Origin of the sequence: Salinibacillus kushneri (assembly GCF_900111405.1) — a bacterium.
GTDB classification, from domain to species: Bacteria; Bacillota; Bacilli; order Bacillales; family Alkalibacillaceae; genus Salinibacillus; species Salinibacillus kushneri.
In genome coordinates this window covers 1-18,183 of sequence record NZ_FOHJ01000002.1, presented here as the reverse complement: position 1 = coordinate 18,183, position 18,183 = coordinate 1, and the positions used below count along the sequence as shown (strand labels likewise).

At 32.9% G+C, this 18,183-nt stretch carries 10 protein-coding genes and 9 tRNA genes; 2 read left to right on the top strand and 17 right to left on the bottom strand.

Annotated elements, in window-relative coordinates:
* Positions 1 to 420 precede the first annotated feature (420 nt).
* Entirely contained in the window at positions 421 to 1,923 is a 1,503-nt protein-coding gene (locus BMX63_RS02550; protein ID WP_093131677.1) for an ATP-binding protein, read from the top strand.
* A gap of 272 nt (positions 1,924 to 2,195) precedes the next feature.
* Here the strand turns inward: BMX63_RS02550 and BMX63_RS02545 are convergent, their stop codons facing one another.
* The 7 genes from BMX63_RS02545 to BMX63_RS02515 form a co-directional block, all read right to left on the bottom strand.
* Complete coding sequence (locus BMX63_RS02545) at positions 2,196 to 3,467, bottom strand: hypothetical protein (RefSeq protein WP_093131675.1); 1,272 nt, start codon at positions 3,465 to 3,467, stop codon at positions 2,196 to 2,198.
* Between the two features lie 14 nt (positions 3,468 to 3,481).
* Positions 3,482 to 5,311, bottom strand: coding sequence for an AAA family ATPase (locus tag BMX63_RS02540; protein WP_093131673.1), 1,830 nt, complete (start codon positions 5,309 to 5,311; stop codon positions 3,482 to 3,484).
* A 160-nt stretch (positions 5,312 to 5,471) separates the two neighbouring features.
* Positions 5,472 to 7,364: a DUF1998 domain-containing protein gene (gene drmB / locus BMX63_RS02535; RefSeq protein ID WP_093131671.1), complete on the bottom strand. Its 1,893-nt coding sequence runs from the start codon at positions 7,362 to 7,364 to the stop codon at positions 5,472 to 5,474.
* Positions 7,361 to 10,876, bottom strand: a complete 3,516-nt coding sequence (locus BMX63_RS02530) for a helicase-related protein (RefSeq protein WP_093131669.1) — start codon at positions 10,874 to 10,876, stop codon at positions 7,361 to 7,363. The genes drmB and BMX63_RS02530 overlap by 4 nt, the downstream gene beginning before the upstream one ends.
* 20 nt (positions 10,877 to 10,896) lie before the next feature.
* On the bottom strand, positions 10,897 to 12,414 hold the full coding sequence (locus tag BMX63_RS02525) for a DISARM anti-phage system protein DrmE domain-containing protein (RefSeq protein WP_093131667.1): 1,518 nt from the start codon (positions 12,412 to 12,414) through the stop codon (positions 10,897 to 10,899).
* 5 nt (positions 12,415 to 12,419) lie between these two features.
* On the bottom strand, positions 12,420 to 13,400 hold the full coding sequence (locus tag BMX63_RS02520) for a hypothetical protein (RefSeq protein ID WP_093131665.1): 981 nt from the start codon (positions 13,398 to 13,400) through the stop codon (positions 12,420 to 12,422).
* A gap of 164 nt (positions 13,401 to 13,564) precedes the next feature.
* On the bottom strand, positions 13,565 to 14,674 hold the full coding sequence (locus BMX63_RS02515) for a DNA cytosine methyltransferase (RefSeq protein ID WP_093131663.1): 1,110 nt from the start codon (positions 14,672 to 14,674) through the stop codon (positions 13,565 to 13,567).
* Between the two features lie 281 nt (positions 14,675 to 14,955).
* Here BMX63_RS02515 and BMX63_RS02510 point away from each other — a divergent pair, with 281 nt between their 5' ends.
* A complete protein-coding gene (locus tag BMX63_RS02510) occupies positions 14,956 to 15,753 on the top strand; it encodes a hypothetical protein (RefSeq protein ID WP_093131661.1) in 798 nt (265 codons plus the stop codon).
* Positions 15,754 to 15,763: 10 nt separating this feature from the next.
* Here the strand turns inward: BMX63_RS02510 and BMX63_RS02505 are convergent, their stop codons facing one another.
* The 10 genes from BMX63_RS02505 to BMX63_RS02460 form a co-directional block, all read right to left on the bottom strand.
* On the bottom strand, positions 15,764 to 16,921 hold the full coding sequence (locus BMX63_RS02505) for a phospholipase D-like domain-containing protein (RefSeq protein ID WP_093131659.1): 1,158 nt from the start codon (positions 16,919 to 16,921) through the stop codon (positions 15,764 to 15,766).
* 339 nt (positions 16,922 to 17,260) lie between these two features.
* Positions 17,261 to 17,342: transfer RNA gene (locus tag BMX63_RS02500), tRNA-Leu, on the bottom strand.
* An 8-nt stretch (positions 17,343 to 17,350) separates the two neighbouring features.
* Positions 17,351 to 17,424: transfer RNA gene (locus BMX63_RS02495), tRNA-Cys, on the bottom strand.
* Positions 17,425 to 17,432: 8 nt separating this feature from the next.
* Positions 17,433 to 17,507 (bottom strand) — tRNA-Gly (locus BMX63_RS02490).
* Positions 17,508 to 17,511: 4 nt separating this feature from the next.
* Positions 17,512 to 17,586: transfer RNA gene (locus BMX63_RS02485), tRNA-Gln, on the bottom strand.
* Positions 17,587 to 17,600: 14 nt separating this feature from the next.
* A tRNA-His gene (locus tag BMX63_RS02480) sits at positions 17,601 to 17,673 on the bottom strand.
* 26 nt (positions 17,674 to 17,699) lie between these two features.
* Positions 17,700 to 17,773, bottom strand: a tRNA-Trp gene (locus BMX63_RS02475).
* An 18-nt stretch (positions 17,774 to 17,791) separates the two neighbouring features.
* Positions 17,792 to 17,878: transfer RNA gene (locus tag BMX63_RS02470), tRNA-Tyr, on the bottom strand.
* Positions 17,879 to 17,958: 80 nt separating this feature from the next.
* Positions 17,959 to 18,034 (bottom strand) — tRNA-Phe (locus BMX63_RS02465).
* Between the two features lie 54 nt (positions 18,035 to 18,088).
* Positions 18,089 to 18,165, bottom strand: a tRNA-Asp gene (locus tag BMX63_RS02460).
* Between the last annotated feature and the right edge of the window lie 18 nt (positions 18,166 to 18,183).

The following is an 18,183-nucleotide window of genomic DNA, read 5'->3' as shown; positions in this document are numbered from 1 at the left end:
TATACATAAATTTTACCATATATCATATTGATTGGTTGCACTTAATTAATACACCTTATGCTACTAAACTGTCACATTATTCAACAAGCACTACTTCGTTAATGTAAATAATTATTATATATACATTTTTCGAGAGTATCGATAATGAAAAGACAAACAGAGGTTGCATTTATCCTTAATACTATCAAACCCATTCTTCCATAAAAAAGGGAAGTCCTTAACTAGAAAAAAGGGCTTCATGTTATCAAGTAATAACTGTGTGACCTGTTTCAAGCGGTCACAACATGGTTACCTATTACAATTATCCTTCCTCTATTTTAGTTCGTAAGATAAATATTTTATGTTTTGATATAATGTACACAGGTTAAAAAACACAATATCTATTGTATTTGTATTAATAAATAACTAGTAGGTGGTAATATGAACTTAATATCATTGATTGATGCTAAGAATAATTTGGAACCAATGACTTATAACGACTACAAGAAATTTAAAGGCATAGAGATTCGAGATTATGAAGTTCAGTGTATAGAAAGCATGATTAGAAATTTTTATGAAAAAGAAATTAATGAGTTAGTAAAATACTTAGATAAATTCACCATCGGATATAAGATAAAACAAATAGGTAAAGAATTTGATTTATTAAGACTTGGTGAAAATTATCATATCAATATTGAATTAAAAAGTCAGTTCACAAGTAGTGAAGAAATAATAAAGCAACTACAAAAAAATGCTTATTATTTAAGTCCTTTAAAAAAGCCCTCATACTTATTTACTTTTATTGAAGATCAAAATAGATTTGTACAATTAAATAATAATACCTTGATCGATATAGAGGTTGATACAGTACTAGATTTATTATTCAATCAAAAAGTAAATTCCAGTGAGGATTTAGATGAATATTTTGATCCATCTAATTATTTAGTTTCGCCTTTTAATTTAACAGAAGAATTTATTAATGGTGAGTATTTTTTAACTGCACAACAAGAAAACATAAAAAAAGAATTAATAGAGACTTTTTTAGATACACCCTGTCGAATCTCTATTAAAGGGGCCCCTGGTACTGGTAAAACTCTTTTAATCTATGATATTGCAAAAGAACAAAGGCTGAGAGGTAAAAAGGTACTTATAATTCATTGCGGAGTGTTAAACAGTGGTCATTTCGAATTAATTAATAAATATAATTGGAGGATATGTGGTATAAAAAATTATAGTTCCAATATAAGTTCGGATTGGGATTTAATAATTATTGATGAATCACAAAGAATCGATTCTATTAAATTTAATCACCTCCTAGAATTCACAGAAAAAATGAATATTACTTGTATATTTTCTCATGATGGTAATCAATGTCTTCACAATAACGAAATAAATAGAAATATCTCGAGTAAAATTATAGACTTATGTAATGTGAAATATAGCCTTAAAGAGAAAGTTAGGACTAATAAAGAAATGGCAACGTTTATTAAATATCTTTTCAATATGAATACAATTGAATCAAATAATAAATATAATTTTAAAGATATTGTTCATATAAAATATTTCAAAGATATGCAAATAGCAAAAGAATACACTGATATTTTAAGAGAAGACGAATGGAATTTTATTAATTTTACTAACAGTCTTCACACTATTGATCCTTTTGATAACTCAATTATTCCACATGTAAGGGATAATGCCCATAAAGTTGTAGGCCAAGAGTTTGACAAAGTAGGCATTATAATTGATCACCATTTTTTCTATGAAAATGGTCGCCTAAGAGGTACAAATAGGTCATACTACCATTCTACCAAAATGTTATTCCAAATATTAACACGGGCTAAAAAGAAGATATATTTAATATTGGTCAATAATGAAGATATGCTAAAAAATTTATATACGATTTTACATGATGATAGTAATAGCCAATTAGTTCTCACCTGAAATCACAATGGGATTTAGTATTGATATATAGGGTACAAATATAAAAGACTAAAAGCCTAATTCCTCACAAACTACTGAGGGACTAGGCCTTTTATCCTTCCAGATATTGAATGTTTATCCAACCATAGGTTACTTGGTAAATTTAGTATCAAATGTTCGATATAAGCAAGGTAGAAGTATACAGAATTTGCTTTTCTCACGGCCGTAATCAAAAAAATAAATACAACTTTGCCAATGCTTCTTTTCTTAGCCTTAAAGAATATTTTCATTTTTTACAGGTTTTTTATAATAAAATCAAACGCATTTCCACAATTCTCCCATGAAGATATGAGCACTTCATTTTGACTAAATGATGATTGATCACTAATATTAGACCATCCAACTAGAACACCATGCAAGTTAGTATAATTATCTTGTACAGATTCAAAGTCTTTCAGATAACCGAATACCTTATAGGCACCATCAACTAGATATGCCCTCTTATCTGAACGTTTAACCTCAATAATGTAATAGTTAGTAATATCATTTTCTTTTATTTCTAAAATTATATCAGGTCTTCTAAATCTATCACTTAATCCGTACTTACTCATTAAGGGACCATACTTACTATTTATCATGAATATTCTAGGAATACTTTGATAATAAATCTTCATTCTTCTTTGCCCTAACTTATACTTACTGACAATAGAAGATTTACCACCTATCAGTCCTATTCTTTCTCCAATCCAACCATTTTCTTCTATAACCTCAAAAAGTTTAAATAGTACGGCGATTTCGTACAATGTGTCTTTGTTAATTGGCTCTAGTGTCTTTCCATTCAGTTCTAACTCCAAATAACTTATAGGACTAGTAATCATTGTTTTATATGTTCTTGCAGCACTTGCTAACTGTGAGTACATATTACCACGAGCCTTTTCGGCAGTTGAAATAATTTTGTTATTAATTTCATGAATTTCACTTATATTTCTTACAAACGGATTTTTCAATAATTTAGTGGCTTTAATACCTATAATTATAACCTCATCTATCCACTTATCTTTTACGCCAAGGGGCACGTATTCCATTGCCCCTTTTTTAAAATCATAATTAGAAATTAAATTACTTATATACAATATTTTGCGCAATAAATAAAGTAAGAGTCTGTTTTCAGGTAAATCAAAAAGAGATGATCTTTGGCTACATACAAAAATTGATGGGTCCCCACCTGCAGAATACCTTTCCTTAAACGTTCTATTCCAATTTATTTTACCTCTAACATTTCCTCTTAGGATATTATGTTCATTAACAGATACCTTTGATAACCGATTAAGAATAGCAGGAGCAGTTTCCTCTATAAACATTTTCACATCTTCAGATAGCAGAAAATATATTGAACTTAGTAGTTGTAAATCTTTCTTTGGAACATTAGTTAAATTACTAAATATATCATCTGCTGAAGCAATCTTTGCATTCTTTTGTATAAACCTCCACAAATGCTTGTGTGTTTGCTTTAATATTTGTTCATGATTTTGTTTTGACCAGCAATCACTTTTATTAGTAATCATGTTTAAAACCCACTTTATTCCGATTCAGTATCATCTGAATCTTCCTCACCATCAAATTCATGTTGCAAAGCAATATCTTCTTCAAAGATATTTTCATCTTGTGATAATCTTCTATCTGCACTTCTGAAAAAGTTATTAGGTAACTCAAAGAAATCACCTACAAAACTCTTAAAAGTATCTTTTTCTTCACTAGTTAGGTAGGAACCAATTTGTTGGTATAACTCAATTATATAATTATGATCCAAGCCTTCATATTGAGGAATGACAGTTCCACAAATTGCTTCGATTTTACTAGAGTTGTTAGTAATCTCTATATAATCTATAAGTTCTAGAATAATTGCAGGCCCTAACGGTCTAGGAGTTACTTCAACTAACTTTTTTAAGAAATCCTTATTTATTTGCGAAATTGCACCATTTGTATCTATCAGATTTGAATAATAAATAAATTTAGGTATAGGGATTTCAATGAAAGCAAATCTACGCATAAATGCATATGAAAAAGTAAAAAGACTATTTTTATCAAATGTGTTCATAGTGCCAATAACTCTCCAATTTTGTCCAATGTAATAAGTACTACTTGATGGATCAAAATATGAGTTTGCCCCATTATAATGTCTTATTTTTACTGAGTTCCCTTCATTTTCAAATGGAAGTTCAACATTTTTGCCAGATAGTACGGTAAATAATTGTCCAAACGCCTTGTCAATATCAGCCCTATTTAATTCATCAATAATTAACCACTTATTTTGCCTTATACTTTTTAAGACTATACCCTCATGAAACCTAAGTTTTCCAGAGTCATTTGGATCCGGCATATAGCCTCCTATTGTATCAAAGGTGCTCCAATCATCCGTTGCTGTACTTAGCACATAGCCATCAGTATAATTGGTTCTTATGCCTTCTTCCGCCGCTCTCTCAGCAATAGTTGTTTTACCCGTTCCCGGTGGTCCGGTTAAGATTATGTTTTTATCTATATTTATGTAATTCTTAAGATGCTCTATAGGACCAATTTCCATCTCAAATGAACCAATTATGCGGTCAATTTCGGGATTATATAAGTTACTATATGTTGTTTGAGTTCCTACTTCATTATCTTCGTCTTCATCTTCATTTCTTTCTTCATCTTGACGTTGTCTTTCTTCAAAAGATTTGTCTTCTTCTACCAAATATGTAATAACATCTTTCACATTAAGCATGAAATTTTCTCCAAAAATATCAGTTAGTCTATCTTCTAAATTTGGGTATTTATCTAAAATTGCTCTAACTAATCCTACTGCTTGTTTTCCATGGATAGCACTTAATGCTTGGTTCGGTTCCCCTTTTGTCATCGGAGAAATTCCCGGTAAATTATAGGTGGTTCTATAAGGAACCAAATCGTCTTTTTTAATATTGTTTTCTAGTAAAATATCAACATTTATCTCTACTTTAAAGTTTCTCCCCTGATAGCCAACATCGTATGGTTCCCTTGCTATATGGCCGATAGCAATCAAACCCGTTTCCCAAGTTACCTCAGGTTTACCTCTATCACCACCAAAAACAATAAAAATAATTTGATCTACTTCTAATTCATCTTTGAATCTATTTAACTGAAGTACTTCTATTGGATTATCTAAATTTGAAATGGATTCTACTGTTGATGGGTTCCCAGTTTTAATGCTATAGAATACAAGTTCCTCAAGTTCTTGATCAGAAAGTTTTTCTTCACCATCTATTTTGGGGAATTCTTCTTCTATCAACGGGGGTGTGGAATATTGTCTTGTTATTTTATGAGAAATGTCATCTTCATTATCAAATAAGGATAAATCTATTTGATTATATTCCTTATTATTTCTTTCATTAGGCATATATTTTTCCTCTCAATCTAATATATTGAATTCACATTGATTATATATGTAAATTCTACCAAATGATTCAGGTGAAAAATAGGTCCTTTTAATCATTATCAAAACTAACTGGATAAAAAAATGTCTGAGCCCTGAAGTTAGGTTCAGACATTTTAATCTATTATTTAAAAAAACCAATCTTTGAATCAATCAACAATGTTCTATCCAGAAAAAGATTTCCTAGTTCACAAGATGTTTCAGGGAGATAAGTACAACTATGACATGCCGCTCCATTTAAATTATTAACACCTTGACCAGAAGATTTCCCAATCTCTGAACATACTGGGTCAGAACTACACCATCTTGCTTTATCTATTGCTTTGTCAACTACAGGGAAAAAGTTTTTTGTTTTTCCCATCCGTACTAAACCACCAAATGTACCATCGATGTCACCTGATGAAGTATAAATTAATATTCCGCATTGTTCGTCATCTATATAAAGGCGTTCACGTATTGAAGCGGAGTTATAACCACAAGTAAGGGCCAACTCGTCAATTATTATATGTGACAAGGTATGCATTAGAATATTTCTGGGACTAAGAATAGACTCATCAATATTTGTTCTACTCCTTTCTACCCTTGTCAGCAACTTATTAAAATACCTTTGAACATCGTGGCTTTCTTCCCAAGATCTAAGTTTTTCTGTGTTTAACGTAAAGAAAATTCCTTCCCCGTAAACCTTATATGCCGGTAGCCATTTATTTTGTATCAACTCCGGGTCTTTAAATAATAACCTTTTTCCATTTTCAATTTTATTTTTACTAGATTCATCATCATTTGTAGAAAGTCTATTAAATCCAGTTAGTGCAATAGTTTCTTTTAACTTTGTCACTCTATTAATTAGTGCAAAGTTTGTTGCAAGACCTTTTGTTTCGCCCTCAATATGTCTCCATTCGTGTCTTACCTTCAAGTTCTCAGTTACTACATCATTAACAAGAGTCTCAAACTCTTTTTTTCGAAGTTCCTTTTCAGTATTCTTAGAATGAATTCTCTCTTGCGCTTGCCCATCATCTAGTTCACCTTCAATGTAAAGAATTGCAAGTTCTATATCTGACTTTTTAAATTCTTGTATTTCTGGAGGACACATTTTTTTAACTATCTCTATTTTCTTATCTATTTCATCAGTAATTTTTAGCCAAGAAGAAGTTATCCCATTTCTTTCAAACATATTAATCAGTCTTTCAACCGCAGGATTTTCCCCTGGCAAGTAAATTGCGCTAATTGTATTTGGATAGTAAACATTTATTGAATTTTTCAAGACTGCAACAGGGTATGAAGTACACTTTTCATTGTCTTTTAAAGAACCATACCATGGTTTATGCCCTTTGCATTGATATAGGTTACCATTTTCATTTAATCTCTTACTTAGTTCACTAATACCTTCTTCTTCATGATTAGAATCGTTTCTTCGTGTCATAATGCCCCTTAGGGACCTTTCTTTGTTGCAACTACACTTTACCTTGAGGGAATCAAGTGTTGCTCCGCCTGTAGAAGTTAAACGCATTAGTCCCTCACATCGAGTATCCTCATCTTTGTGTACCCACTCTCTCCAAGGAAAATCAGAAATATGACCTTGGTTACAAACAGTTACAAATGGCACTTGAATCATTTTTCTCCTATCTTTACAAACTTTGCAATCCAACCAACTTGTTCTGTTTGACATTTCTGATTGTTGTAAAGTTTTACATACAGGACAGTAATGCCAAGTAGGAAATCGTAGTAAAGGAATATAAATATCTGTATTTGTTTGTGTTAAGGCATCTCCTGCGTTTTTATATTTGTAACCTGGCCGATAGTCAGGGGGCATTAATAGTTTATCCACCTTCAGAATTGATCTTAATCTAGGCTCTTGAATCTCAAACTCATCTAATGCATCAATTGGCTTTTCATTCTTGTCATGGTACCACTTATCAAGGGAACCTATCATTGCTGATTCCCCTTCTGGACTAATTACAAGAGAACCGGGACCAAAGGTAGTAACAAGTTGGCCCCTTCTTAAAGGTAGATCTTTCATGAAAATAAACCCTCCCAACTATTTTCATTTTCATTGTTATCTTCCGAGTTATATACAGATACAATTAGCCCTCTACATTCAGAATCAACATTTCTCATTGAATTTATCATGGACTCAGACTTATTTTTTAATGCTTGTGGAATAATTGTACCTGCTGAATACATATAGCCTTCCACCTTAGGGTCTACTCTCCATGCAGTATATTTACCTTTTTCTAACCTTTGTAAAATAGTTAAAAATCTACTTTTCAATTCTTCGACCTGCTCAGGGTCAACCAGTTTGGCACGTTCAATTATACGATTATAAAAAGGAACAACCTTAGAATTCAGGTTCTTTTTAATCTCATTCCAGTCAGGTGTTCTGGCAATATCATCAGTTAGTGCTTGTCGTAGGAATCCTACAATTACTGCATGGAGCCCCCTATCTAAAGAAGAATCAGAAAATGGGGTAACACTTGTTGGTTCTACCTGCGCGTACAATTTTTGATGATATTCTCTAAAATGTTCAAAATGTGACTTATCTCTAGATTTGGTATTAGAATATAAAGTGAATATTATACCAGGTCTTTCCCACCAACGACGCCCTACACGACCACTAACTTGTATATACTGAGCAGTCATTTTAGGTTGACCAACAATGGCCATAACAGAAAGTCGATCGATATCAACACCAACTTCTATAATATTTGATGCTAAGCATAAATCGATTGATGAGTCACGATTGTTTTTATTATTCTCAACATAATTGACTTTCAAATCATCAATAGTCTTTGAGATTTCATGACTTTGTTTTCTAGATGTCAGTTCCAAATACTTATTTATATAGCGTTGGTCTTTTTGCCCTTTTCTCATAGCCATAGAATTCGAATATTGAGGTATGTCCGTTTGAGTTAATGTCAAACCTCCTCCTAATTCCCGCAGAGTATTATAGAATGTAAGTAAGGTCCAATAAGGATCCCTTTCATCTTTCTCAATCTCATTGGAAGACTGAAGAATAGAAGAAAATGCCATAACCTGGGACATCATAATACGGACCGTTTGAGTGTAAACACCGACATATTTACGGCCGGGTTTTGGTATTCCTGTTTCATCATCAACTGCTGGAGTTGCAAAGAAGGAATCTTCATTTTCAATTCCTGGACTAGGAAATAACCTCGAATGTTTTCTTCCGAAAAGGGCTAGAGCCTGTTCCTCAAACTGTTTAATGGTAGCGGTGGCCGCAATAATTTTGGGTTTAATTATTTCTCCATCTACCTCTTTTAAACACAATTCTTCTATTAATACTTCAAATAAACCAGTAAGAGTTCCCAATGGACCAGATATTAAATGTAATTCGTCTTGCACAATTAATGAAGGTGGACTTGAAAATCTTTCACCATTCCAATCGATACCAAATAACGCTCTTGCTTTAGGTTGCCACACCAATTGTACAAATTTATCTACTGTTCCAATCAAAAATGTTGGGCGCTTTTCATAAATTGTTTCATCAACGATGTAGATTGGTAATTCCTCATGAAAGAGACAATTATTATCTGGACAATGAACCACTAGTTTATTATTCTCAATCTTATAACCAAAGTAATGTTTCTTTTTACTATTTTTTTCACCATAAAAGCCTAGATTCGCTCCACACCATGGACAATTGTTTACAATAAATTGTTCAGCACCTTTTACATTTTTTTGTAGTTTACTCAGACTCTGTTTAGCCGATTTATTATTATTTGGTGTTGTTTTTGAACCAACCCATATTCCAATTGAGAATGGTATATTTCCCAACTTATCTTGATTATTTCTTCTTAAGTATTCCAAAGCACAGATAAGCCTAGAAGATCTCTGAAACTGGTCAGCAGTAAGGAGTCTTAGTGTATATCTCATTAGGACATCCACTCCAGCATCCATGGGGTTTTCTAACCTTCTTAAAATCATTTGAAAAGCAGCGACTCCTAAGTATGCTTCTGTCTTACCACCACCTGTAGGAAACCAAATCAAGTCAACTATTTTTCGTGAATCACTATCCTCTTTAACAAAAGACTCAATTGACAATAGAATAAAAGCAATCTGAAATGCCCTCCAGGAATTATCAGCATTCTTCAATTTCATTTCATCTTTTGTATTCTCTTTAAATGACTTATTAAAAATGATTTGATTATTTTCAATAACTCCTGAACGTTTATCTTTTCCATTTACTTGTTGTAAAAGAATAGCAAGGTTTGCTAGACGGAACGCCTCAAGAGTTTGTTTTTCATGAAGCAATTTTAGACCATCTTTCATTCTTTTTAGGCTTTCCTTACATAACCTAATATGCTCTCTTGCCGCAGGGCGTAAAGGTTCAGCAACTGTAACCTTTATTTCATTTTCTTTATCTTGAATCCATTCTTCATATCCCTGGATTAAAGGCTCCAATATTTTATTAGGATGTTCATTAGATGATAATCCTGCCAAATCACTCATTTTAATTGTTAGTTCTATTTTACGATTGCCTTTTTTGACATAAACATTTGGTGTCATACTTAGAGTTTCATACTCAGGCATAAAGGTTGTAGATATTTCCTTAACATTTGTAATATGCTGTTGCCAATGAGCCGCACAACCATGTCCAAATGCATATATACCTTCATTTCGATAGAGTAGTTCAGTTGACGCTTCTTCATCACTTAGATATTCTTTCATTTCGTATTGCTTAGGATATATAGAAAATGAATGATTTTCTGGAGTACTAATACTCATTACTGATTGAAATAATATTAACTGTAATCTATTAAACCCTTTAATATCGGAACGGTTAGTTACACTTACAGTTATAATATACTTGTCCTTAACTTCTCTAATTCGTGCTTGAATTTGAATTTTGTACTGACTAACCTTTTCATTTTTTCTGTTTTTCATGTCAACGGTGTTGTCGATTTGCTTTTTTTCTAATAGGTTATTAATCGGTATCTCCCAAATTCCTTCTACCGTTTCCCTTAACCACCATTGAAAACTATTACTTTCACCCTTAATCCTGACGTTATGGGGTGTGTAACTCCCTCCTTCTATCTTTACCGTTAAAGATGGAAGGTTCTTATCCACACAAAATGTTAAGCCCATTGTAGAAGGCATAAAATCGTTTCTTTGTGGAAATAACTCAACATCACCATCTTCTTCTGTATTCTCAATTCCCGCTGTCAAATCAAACAATTCATCTCTCTTTTTAACCTCATCCTCTTCAACAGACTCTTTATCTATTGGTGTGTCAAGTGCAACATCTTCATCCTTACTAGTACCTAAAGGGAATAATAGGCCACTAACATATCTTTGAGTTGGAGATTCTCTCTGAAGTATTTCTTCTTTTACTCCTCCCACTTCCCAATAATAAGGTTTGCGCATATCATCTTTTGACTCGAATTCCGTAGTACCTATAGGACTAAACTTTGTATAATGATCTCTAATTTGTCCGGGTCCTATAACTTCCTCTTTAACATTATTAAAAACTATTTGGCGATTCTTAAGTGACTTATCCAAAGTTATAGTCATATAAAAAAACTCCTTTTATATTAATCTACTTCTATCGGTTTCATTAGGTTATAGGGTGCTATTAAATACTTAGACTGATCGATTGAAACTATTCTTTCAATATTAAATGAAGCACCTTCAAACTCCTGAGAGGTAAAAGTATAGTAACCTTGTTCTTGAAGATCCTTTACAAAGTCTGTTGATAATTCAGTCATTAATTTGCTTGATATTAGTCTGCCTGCTTTCAAGTGCGCGCGTTTAATCTGTTTCATTTTACTGTGGATTTCATGAATATCTTTTTCATTGTATTTTAATGCTTTAAGCAGTTCCGGAAGTTCAGTTGGACAAATCGAATTATCATTACACCAATTCCTGACTGACACAGGAGATGCTGTTTTTAAATGATATTTTCTACTTAAAATTTGACTTACACGATTTATTCCTTTTTTCTCTACATTATATCGAAGCCTATCTTTCCATTTCTTTTGTAACAATCGATAACTCTCTGCATTTGATTCCAGTATTTGATCTGCCAATTCTGCAATTAATTTTATATCGCTTTCATTTCTAATTACAATGTAGTCATCTTCTTCAACTTCTTTAAAATTAACCTGTTTGATAAGATTGTCTTTTTTTCTTGGAATAAATATACGAACCTTAGAATCTTGAGGTGCAAATAGAAAGCGGTCATTTTCTAAATACACTATGCTTGCTTCAACAGAGTCTGTTATATCACTCTCTCGACTTTTTTGTTGTTCTAATAGTTTGTTAACAGCAATGTTTAAGGATTCCTTTTCTTCAAGGGTTATCTTAACTTTCTTCTGAATCGGTTCTCCAAAGGAAATATGATTAAAGAGAGTACTGTACAACCCTTTCATATCAATACTTTCAAACTCTTCTATTGGTTCCATGGAATTATTAAACATGTCATAAGAAATAAAGGTTATCCTTAATCCCTTAAATGTATTTTTTACATATGCACCAAAGTAATCCGGACTACCGATATATATAACTTCATCAAATAGATTTATTTCTTTTCGAAAACTGTTTTCAGTAAAAAAGTCAATATTATGATTTAGTTTAAGGCCTTTCTTGATTATTGTTCTTTCTTCAATAGATATTGCTCTTTTCGTAACTATTGCTAACTTCAATCTTATATCCGAGTTTTCATTTATATAGTTGCACACGTAATCGGTCATACTATTTTCGATACTTTCTGATACTTCTTTAAATGATTTTGCAATTTTGATTACTGTAGTTGAAAAGAGTTCTGGATAACTATTTTTTACCTGATAGAATTTTTGTAGTAATTCATTCTCCAATTCTTTACTAATTACTTTACTGTAAGGTAGAAAACTTCCAGTGAGTTTAAAAAATATTCTTCTTAGCATATTTAATACTTCGGATAAATGCTCGTCACCATCATATCTAGTCTGAACTTCTTTACGATAACTCTCCAAAATCTCACCAAAAGAAGATAACTTCATGTTCTCAACATGAAAAAATGAAACATTACTCTTTTCCAAATTATATAAGTCCACTAAGTTACTAAAACTCATTTTCCCTACCTCCAAGCAATCATTTCTATACCATTAGGTACTTTTGTATTACCAAACTTTAAATAGTCAACTAACTCTTTTGTGTTTATATTATGATTTTCTTGTAAGGATTTTCTTTTTAATTCTTCCTTAATTTCGTGTATCCTACTTTCATTGTCCGTTCTACTAATAACTATAATTCTAGGGTTTTCATTAAAGTACCTAGACTGTTTCATATAACTATTTACATCCGTATAGATTACGGGTACATCAGTAGTAATTTCAACATCATTTTTTTTCATTTGAGAAGAGAACAACTGTCCATTTGTATAACTGTTATTATCATCGAGATAAAGAAAGTCATTAATTTTACCTCTTGAACCATTGAATATAAATATATCTTCTTGCATCTGCTCTAGAATACGAGAAGTATTACCTACAATATAAAAATAATCACCTGGGTAAAATGAAACCTTATTTAACTGATTTGAAGAATACAATGCACTTAATAAGCCACTTCTTTCTAAACCGAGTTCTTTTTTCTTACTTACTTTTCTTGATCTTTTAACCTCTTCTAATTCCTCATCTAAAAGGATTATTTTGTCTATCCACTGTCTTTCTGGAACACCTCTTATCATTCCACCGTCTTTGATTCTTAAAATCATTTCATTTTCAAAGACTGGACTTGGATCTATAGAAAGAACAGATGCTTTTCTAGAAGATTTTTCATCCTGATAGATAATACGACTACCTTTTTTCAGACTCATAACTTGCTTCCTAATTGATCTCATTTGTTTATTAATAGAAAATTTCTTATCTGCAATGCCCATTGCTACAAACAAAGGAAAATACTGCTCACTAGGAAGTGATAGTAATATAGTAATAGGTTTTCGATATTTAGTTCCATTATCACTTATATAAAACCCTAGTTCAAAAGCAAAATTTATCCAATCCGGCAAGTCATTTATGCCCTTTTCATGAAGAACCTTTAAATTCTTAATAGACATCTTCATACACCTCTTAGTAACTGCAACTTTAAGAAAATTGTATCATACTTTAGGGCCCGTATATGGTAAAAGATTACCATGCCTATTACTTATTCACTGATTTTTTGACAAAAATATGTGTTTTCTGCATAAAAAAAAGCCTAGATTACTAGGCTTCCTTACTTCTAAATTGAAACAGCAGATTTAAGTTCTTCTGTTCTTATTTCATTATTATTTTCGTCTAAAGTAGCAATTAAATTTTCTGCAATTCTTTTAATTACTGGCACACTTACTGCATTTCCTGCTTGTTTGTATATATGAGAGTTTGCCATTCCATCTACTATTTGGTAATCTTCATCAACTGGGAAACCTTGAAATCTTAGTGCCTCTTTAGGAGTTAATTTTCTAAATCCCCAATTATCAATAATCAATGGTACATTGTGACCCCCAGTACCCATATTTGCAGTTAAAGTCGGACATACATTTGATTGGTTTTCCCTTACATATACACGTCTAAGTTGATAAACAGTATCTCTTCTAGTCATAGTCTCTTTTAACATATTATAATACTGACTCTCAACACCATAATAATATTTATCATCTTGTTTCTCATTTCGCTCCAACACATCTTCAATAGTTTTAGTAAGGGTAATTTTTTCAGGCCAAACAAAATTCTCTAAAGCCTCTTCTTCTCTAAATCCAACAATAAAAATACGTTCCCTATTTTGTGGAATATTTCCATATTCCATAGTGTTCATGACTTTACTCTCAAAAAAGTATCCACTTTCTCTTAGCATTTCCTCAATTACTTTGAAAGTATTTCCCTTATCATGTCCTTTAAGGTTTTTTACGTTCTCAAGAAAAATCGCTTTTGGTTTCTTCGCTCTTATGAAACGAATAACATCAAAGAAAAGAGTTCCCCTAGGATCTATGGCATCTGTAAATCCTCCACATTCAGGACAAGTAGCACCATTAATGTACTCGTCATAAGTAACTGAATGTTCATGTTCACAGACGTGGCATTGATATTTCATACCATGTCTATTTCCGGCTACAGAGAAAGCCACACATGGCCATCCAGCAGTCAGAATATCTGTGTCTGGCATATCATTGCCGTCTAGATTTCGAATATCATCTTCCACTAGTTCGTGGTTAAAGTTTTCTCTATAAGTAATGCAAGCATTTTTATCTATTTCGTTTGCCCAGATAACATTTGCACCTGCTTGTTCAAATCCTTTATCGATTCCACCGATTCCAGCAAATAAGGATGCTACTGTATTTTTTTTTCTTTCCATACCACACCTCCGAACATTAGTTCTGTCCTCATATTCTATATTGTATCATAAATTAAGTAAAATTGTTACTTTAAATTCTACACTTGTCATGGGCATGTCATTCTTTTTCATGTAGATTCTATTTTAGCATAACCTGTCGAATTTGGCTGCTGGGTAAACCTAATTATTTTTAATAAATATAAAATACCCTATGGAATTTTTACAATTTTTTGGTATATCTATGGCCATTTCTAGTTTTCTATCATACACTTGTAGTAAAAATATCCTAGGTTGGTGATAAAATGAATAAGTTAAGTGTAAGTGAACAACATGACTACGAAATGGGGATTGATAAGACTCTATACTCTTTTACTAACAAAAAGGATTTTACTGCTTACAATTCCTTTAGTGAAGAAATAATTGAAGAAGTATTTGATTTTGCTTATGGTATGAGTTTTGGCGACCAAGGTAATCACAGAAACCATAGAACTGGTGGAAATCATCGAAGAAGAAAAGGGGAGATTTTTGCTGATACTTTTCAAGGTAAACTAGCAGAATATGCTCTTTATGAGGTGTTTACCGATAACGGGATTGAAACACCTGAACCAGATACAGAAATGTACGGCTTAGGTGAATGGGATTCCAGTGATTTTGAGATAAATGGTTGTAAACTTGCTGTTAAATCAACTAAGTCATTTGGACAACTTCTATTGCTTGAGTCGGACGATTGGAATGCAGATGGGGAGTATATTCCTAATTTAGAAAACGGTAACAGTAGATATACTGCCTTCATTCTTATTCGATTAACACCGTTCGCTTCTGACATTTTAAAACAACATAGGTGGCTTTATACGGATACTATTGATAAAGATGAATTAAAAGAAGCCATTATGAACGAAACATTTTCTTATGATATACCGGGGTGTATATCAAGAAAAATGTTAGTTCAAGCAATTGAAGAAGATTTATTCATTCCTCAAGGTGCATATTTAGGTCAGATTTATGAATCTAATAAAATGGATGCCAATAATTACTATGTGCAAACTGGAGATATGCTTGATATCTGTACGTTAATTGAGCATCTAAAAAAGAAAAGATGAGGAAATCTCCTCATCTTTTCTTTTTACTCCCCTTAAATTCATCTTCAAATTCTTGATATGACCCTATTTTTGAGAAATGAATTTTAAAGCGGTCTTCATTTATCTTAGTAACTACTACACTATCAATCCCTATATCTTCTAACATACTATAGGTTACTAATGTATTTACTGGGACCTGTAATACATGTCTTAACAACCAATGACCTAATAACTTATTTGGGTTAGTCATTAAGGCTTTCCCATTTTCCTGACAAACTTTTGCGTTATATTCAATACCGTCAGGGAGAACTATTGCAAAAGGAGTTCCAGGTTTACCACTTCCTAATTTATATGGAAAGAAACCTTCAAAGTCTTCATGTATCCATTTTGGAATAGGTATATATAATTCGTCATGGTGTCTACTTCTACCACCTGCATTCCATTGATTTAAACCACTTCCAGCATGGACTTCCCCGTCCCTTGTAGAATATAAAGGAAGATATACCTTTTCAAATGTTTCTTCCGGCTCTTTAACTAAATCTAAAGCAGAACCTGTCCTTTCTAATAAGAAAGAATATGGATCTTTGAGAATTTCTACATCAAAAGAATCAATTGGTTTCTTCGTTTTAAACCGTTTAAACAAAGTACTTTTTGCTTTATAAAATTTATATTCAGCAAATTTATCTTGAAAGAAAATTGTATTACCTTTTTCTTTTATACTTTTTATAGAAGACATATCTACAAGATCCATATGCTCCTCGTATAAATTAAAACTTCCTTCTTCACGGGTAACAAGGTGGTATATCATATCATTTAAACCGTGAGATCGCATTGTAAAGTTAATACGCTCATTTCTCATTTTTGAAATGATATCCACTACTTCATCTGAGTTCTTACCTTCATATACAGATAAGTCTTTGTTGAACTCTGCTATTTTTTGATAGGTCTTTCCATTACCATGTAAAAATGTTTTTAATCCAATACCTAACTTATTTTTAGCGGCATCGGCACTAACATCACCCCTAGATAGGTTTTCTGCTTCAAAAACACGGCAAAAGATATTTTCTGCTGCTCTATAATATAAGTAAGGAGTAGGACTATCACTAAACAGGTGAGATAGTGATCCTACTGTTTGCAGTAATTTTATGTACTCTTTTCTTTCACTTTCAGTTTGACTTAAATAGAACAAAATACCTCCCCCATTCTATAAGGCAATTTTAGCAAAGTGTAGTAAAAAATATAAGGACCATTTTAAACAAAAAAAACAAGAACATTGAGTAGTAATTCATGTCCTTGCTTTACCAACAGCAATTATTAAAAAATCGCTTTATCTAATTTCCCACGGCTTTTAAAATATATATTAATGTTTCCAAAAAAGCCAACTGCTTCAATCATTATATGTAATTCCCCCTCATCGAACAATTTTCAAATCTCAATATAGCATAAAAACAGCAGAGTTAAATAACCCTGCTGTTTTTAATCATCGTTTTCTATGATAATACATAATTACTTGTGTGTATAACGTTGATACCGGTGGTCGGGGTCGAACCGACACTCCTTACGGAACACGATTTTGAGTCGTGCGCGTCTGCCAATTCCGCCACACCGGCATGTTTTCTGGAGGCGGCAACCGGATTCGAACCGGTGATAAAGGTTTTGCAGACCTCTGCCTTACCACTTGGCTATGCCGCCGGATTTAATGGAGCGGAAGACGGGATTCGAACCCGCGACCCCCACCTTGGCAAGGTGGTGTTCTACCACTGAACTACTTCCGCATAATGGCTGGGCCAGCTGGATTCGAACCAGCGCATCACGGGATCAAAACCCGATGCCTTACCGCTTGGCTATGGCCCAATGTATACCAAAAGGGCGATTGGTGGGAATCGAACCCACGAGTGCCGGAGCCACAATCCGGTGCGTTAACCACTTCGCCACAACCGCCATATATTTTTCTTTGAAAATGAAAATGGCAGGGGTAGTAGGAATCGAACCCACATCAAAGGTTTTGGAGACCTTCGTTTTACCATTAAACTATACCCCTACAATACTATTTAAATAATGGTGGAGGGGACAGGATTCGAACCTGTGAACCCAAAGGGAGCGGATTTACAGTCCGCCGCGTTTAGCCAGACTTCGCTACCCCTCCAATAAAATGAATGAGAGTAATTCCAGCAAGAATAATTACTATTATATCCTACTGGTTTCAAATCAAAATTATGACTTAAATGGTGGCTCGGGACGGAATCGAACCGCCGACACACGGATTTTCAGTCCGTTGCTCTACCGACTGAGCTACCGAGCCACTATGTAATTTTCATTATGTTATAAGCACCACATAACTACTCTATGTATTTAGTGGCGGTCCGGACGGGACTCGAACCCGCGACCTCCTGCGTGACAGGCAGGCATTCTAACCAGCTGAACTACCGGACCTTTGGTTGCGGGGGCAAG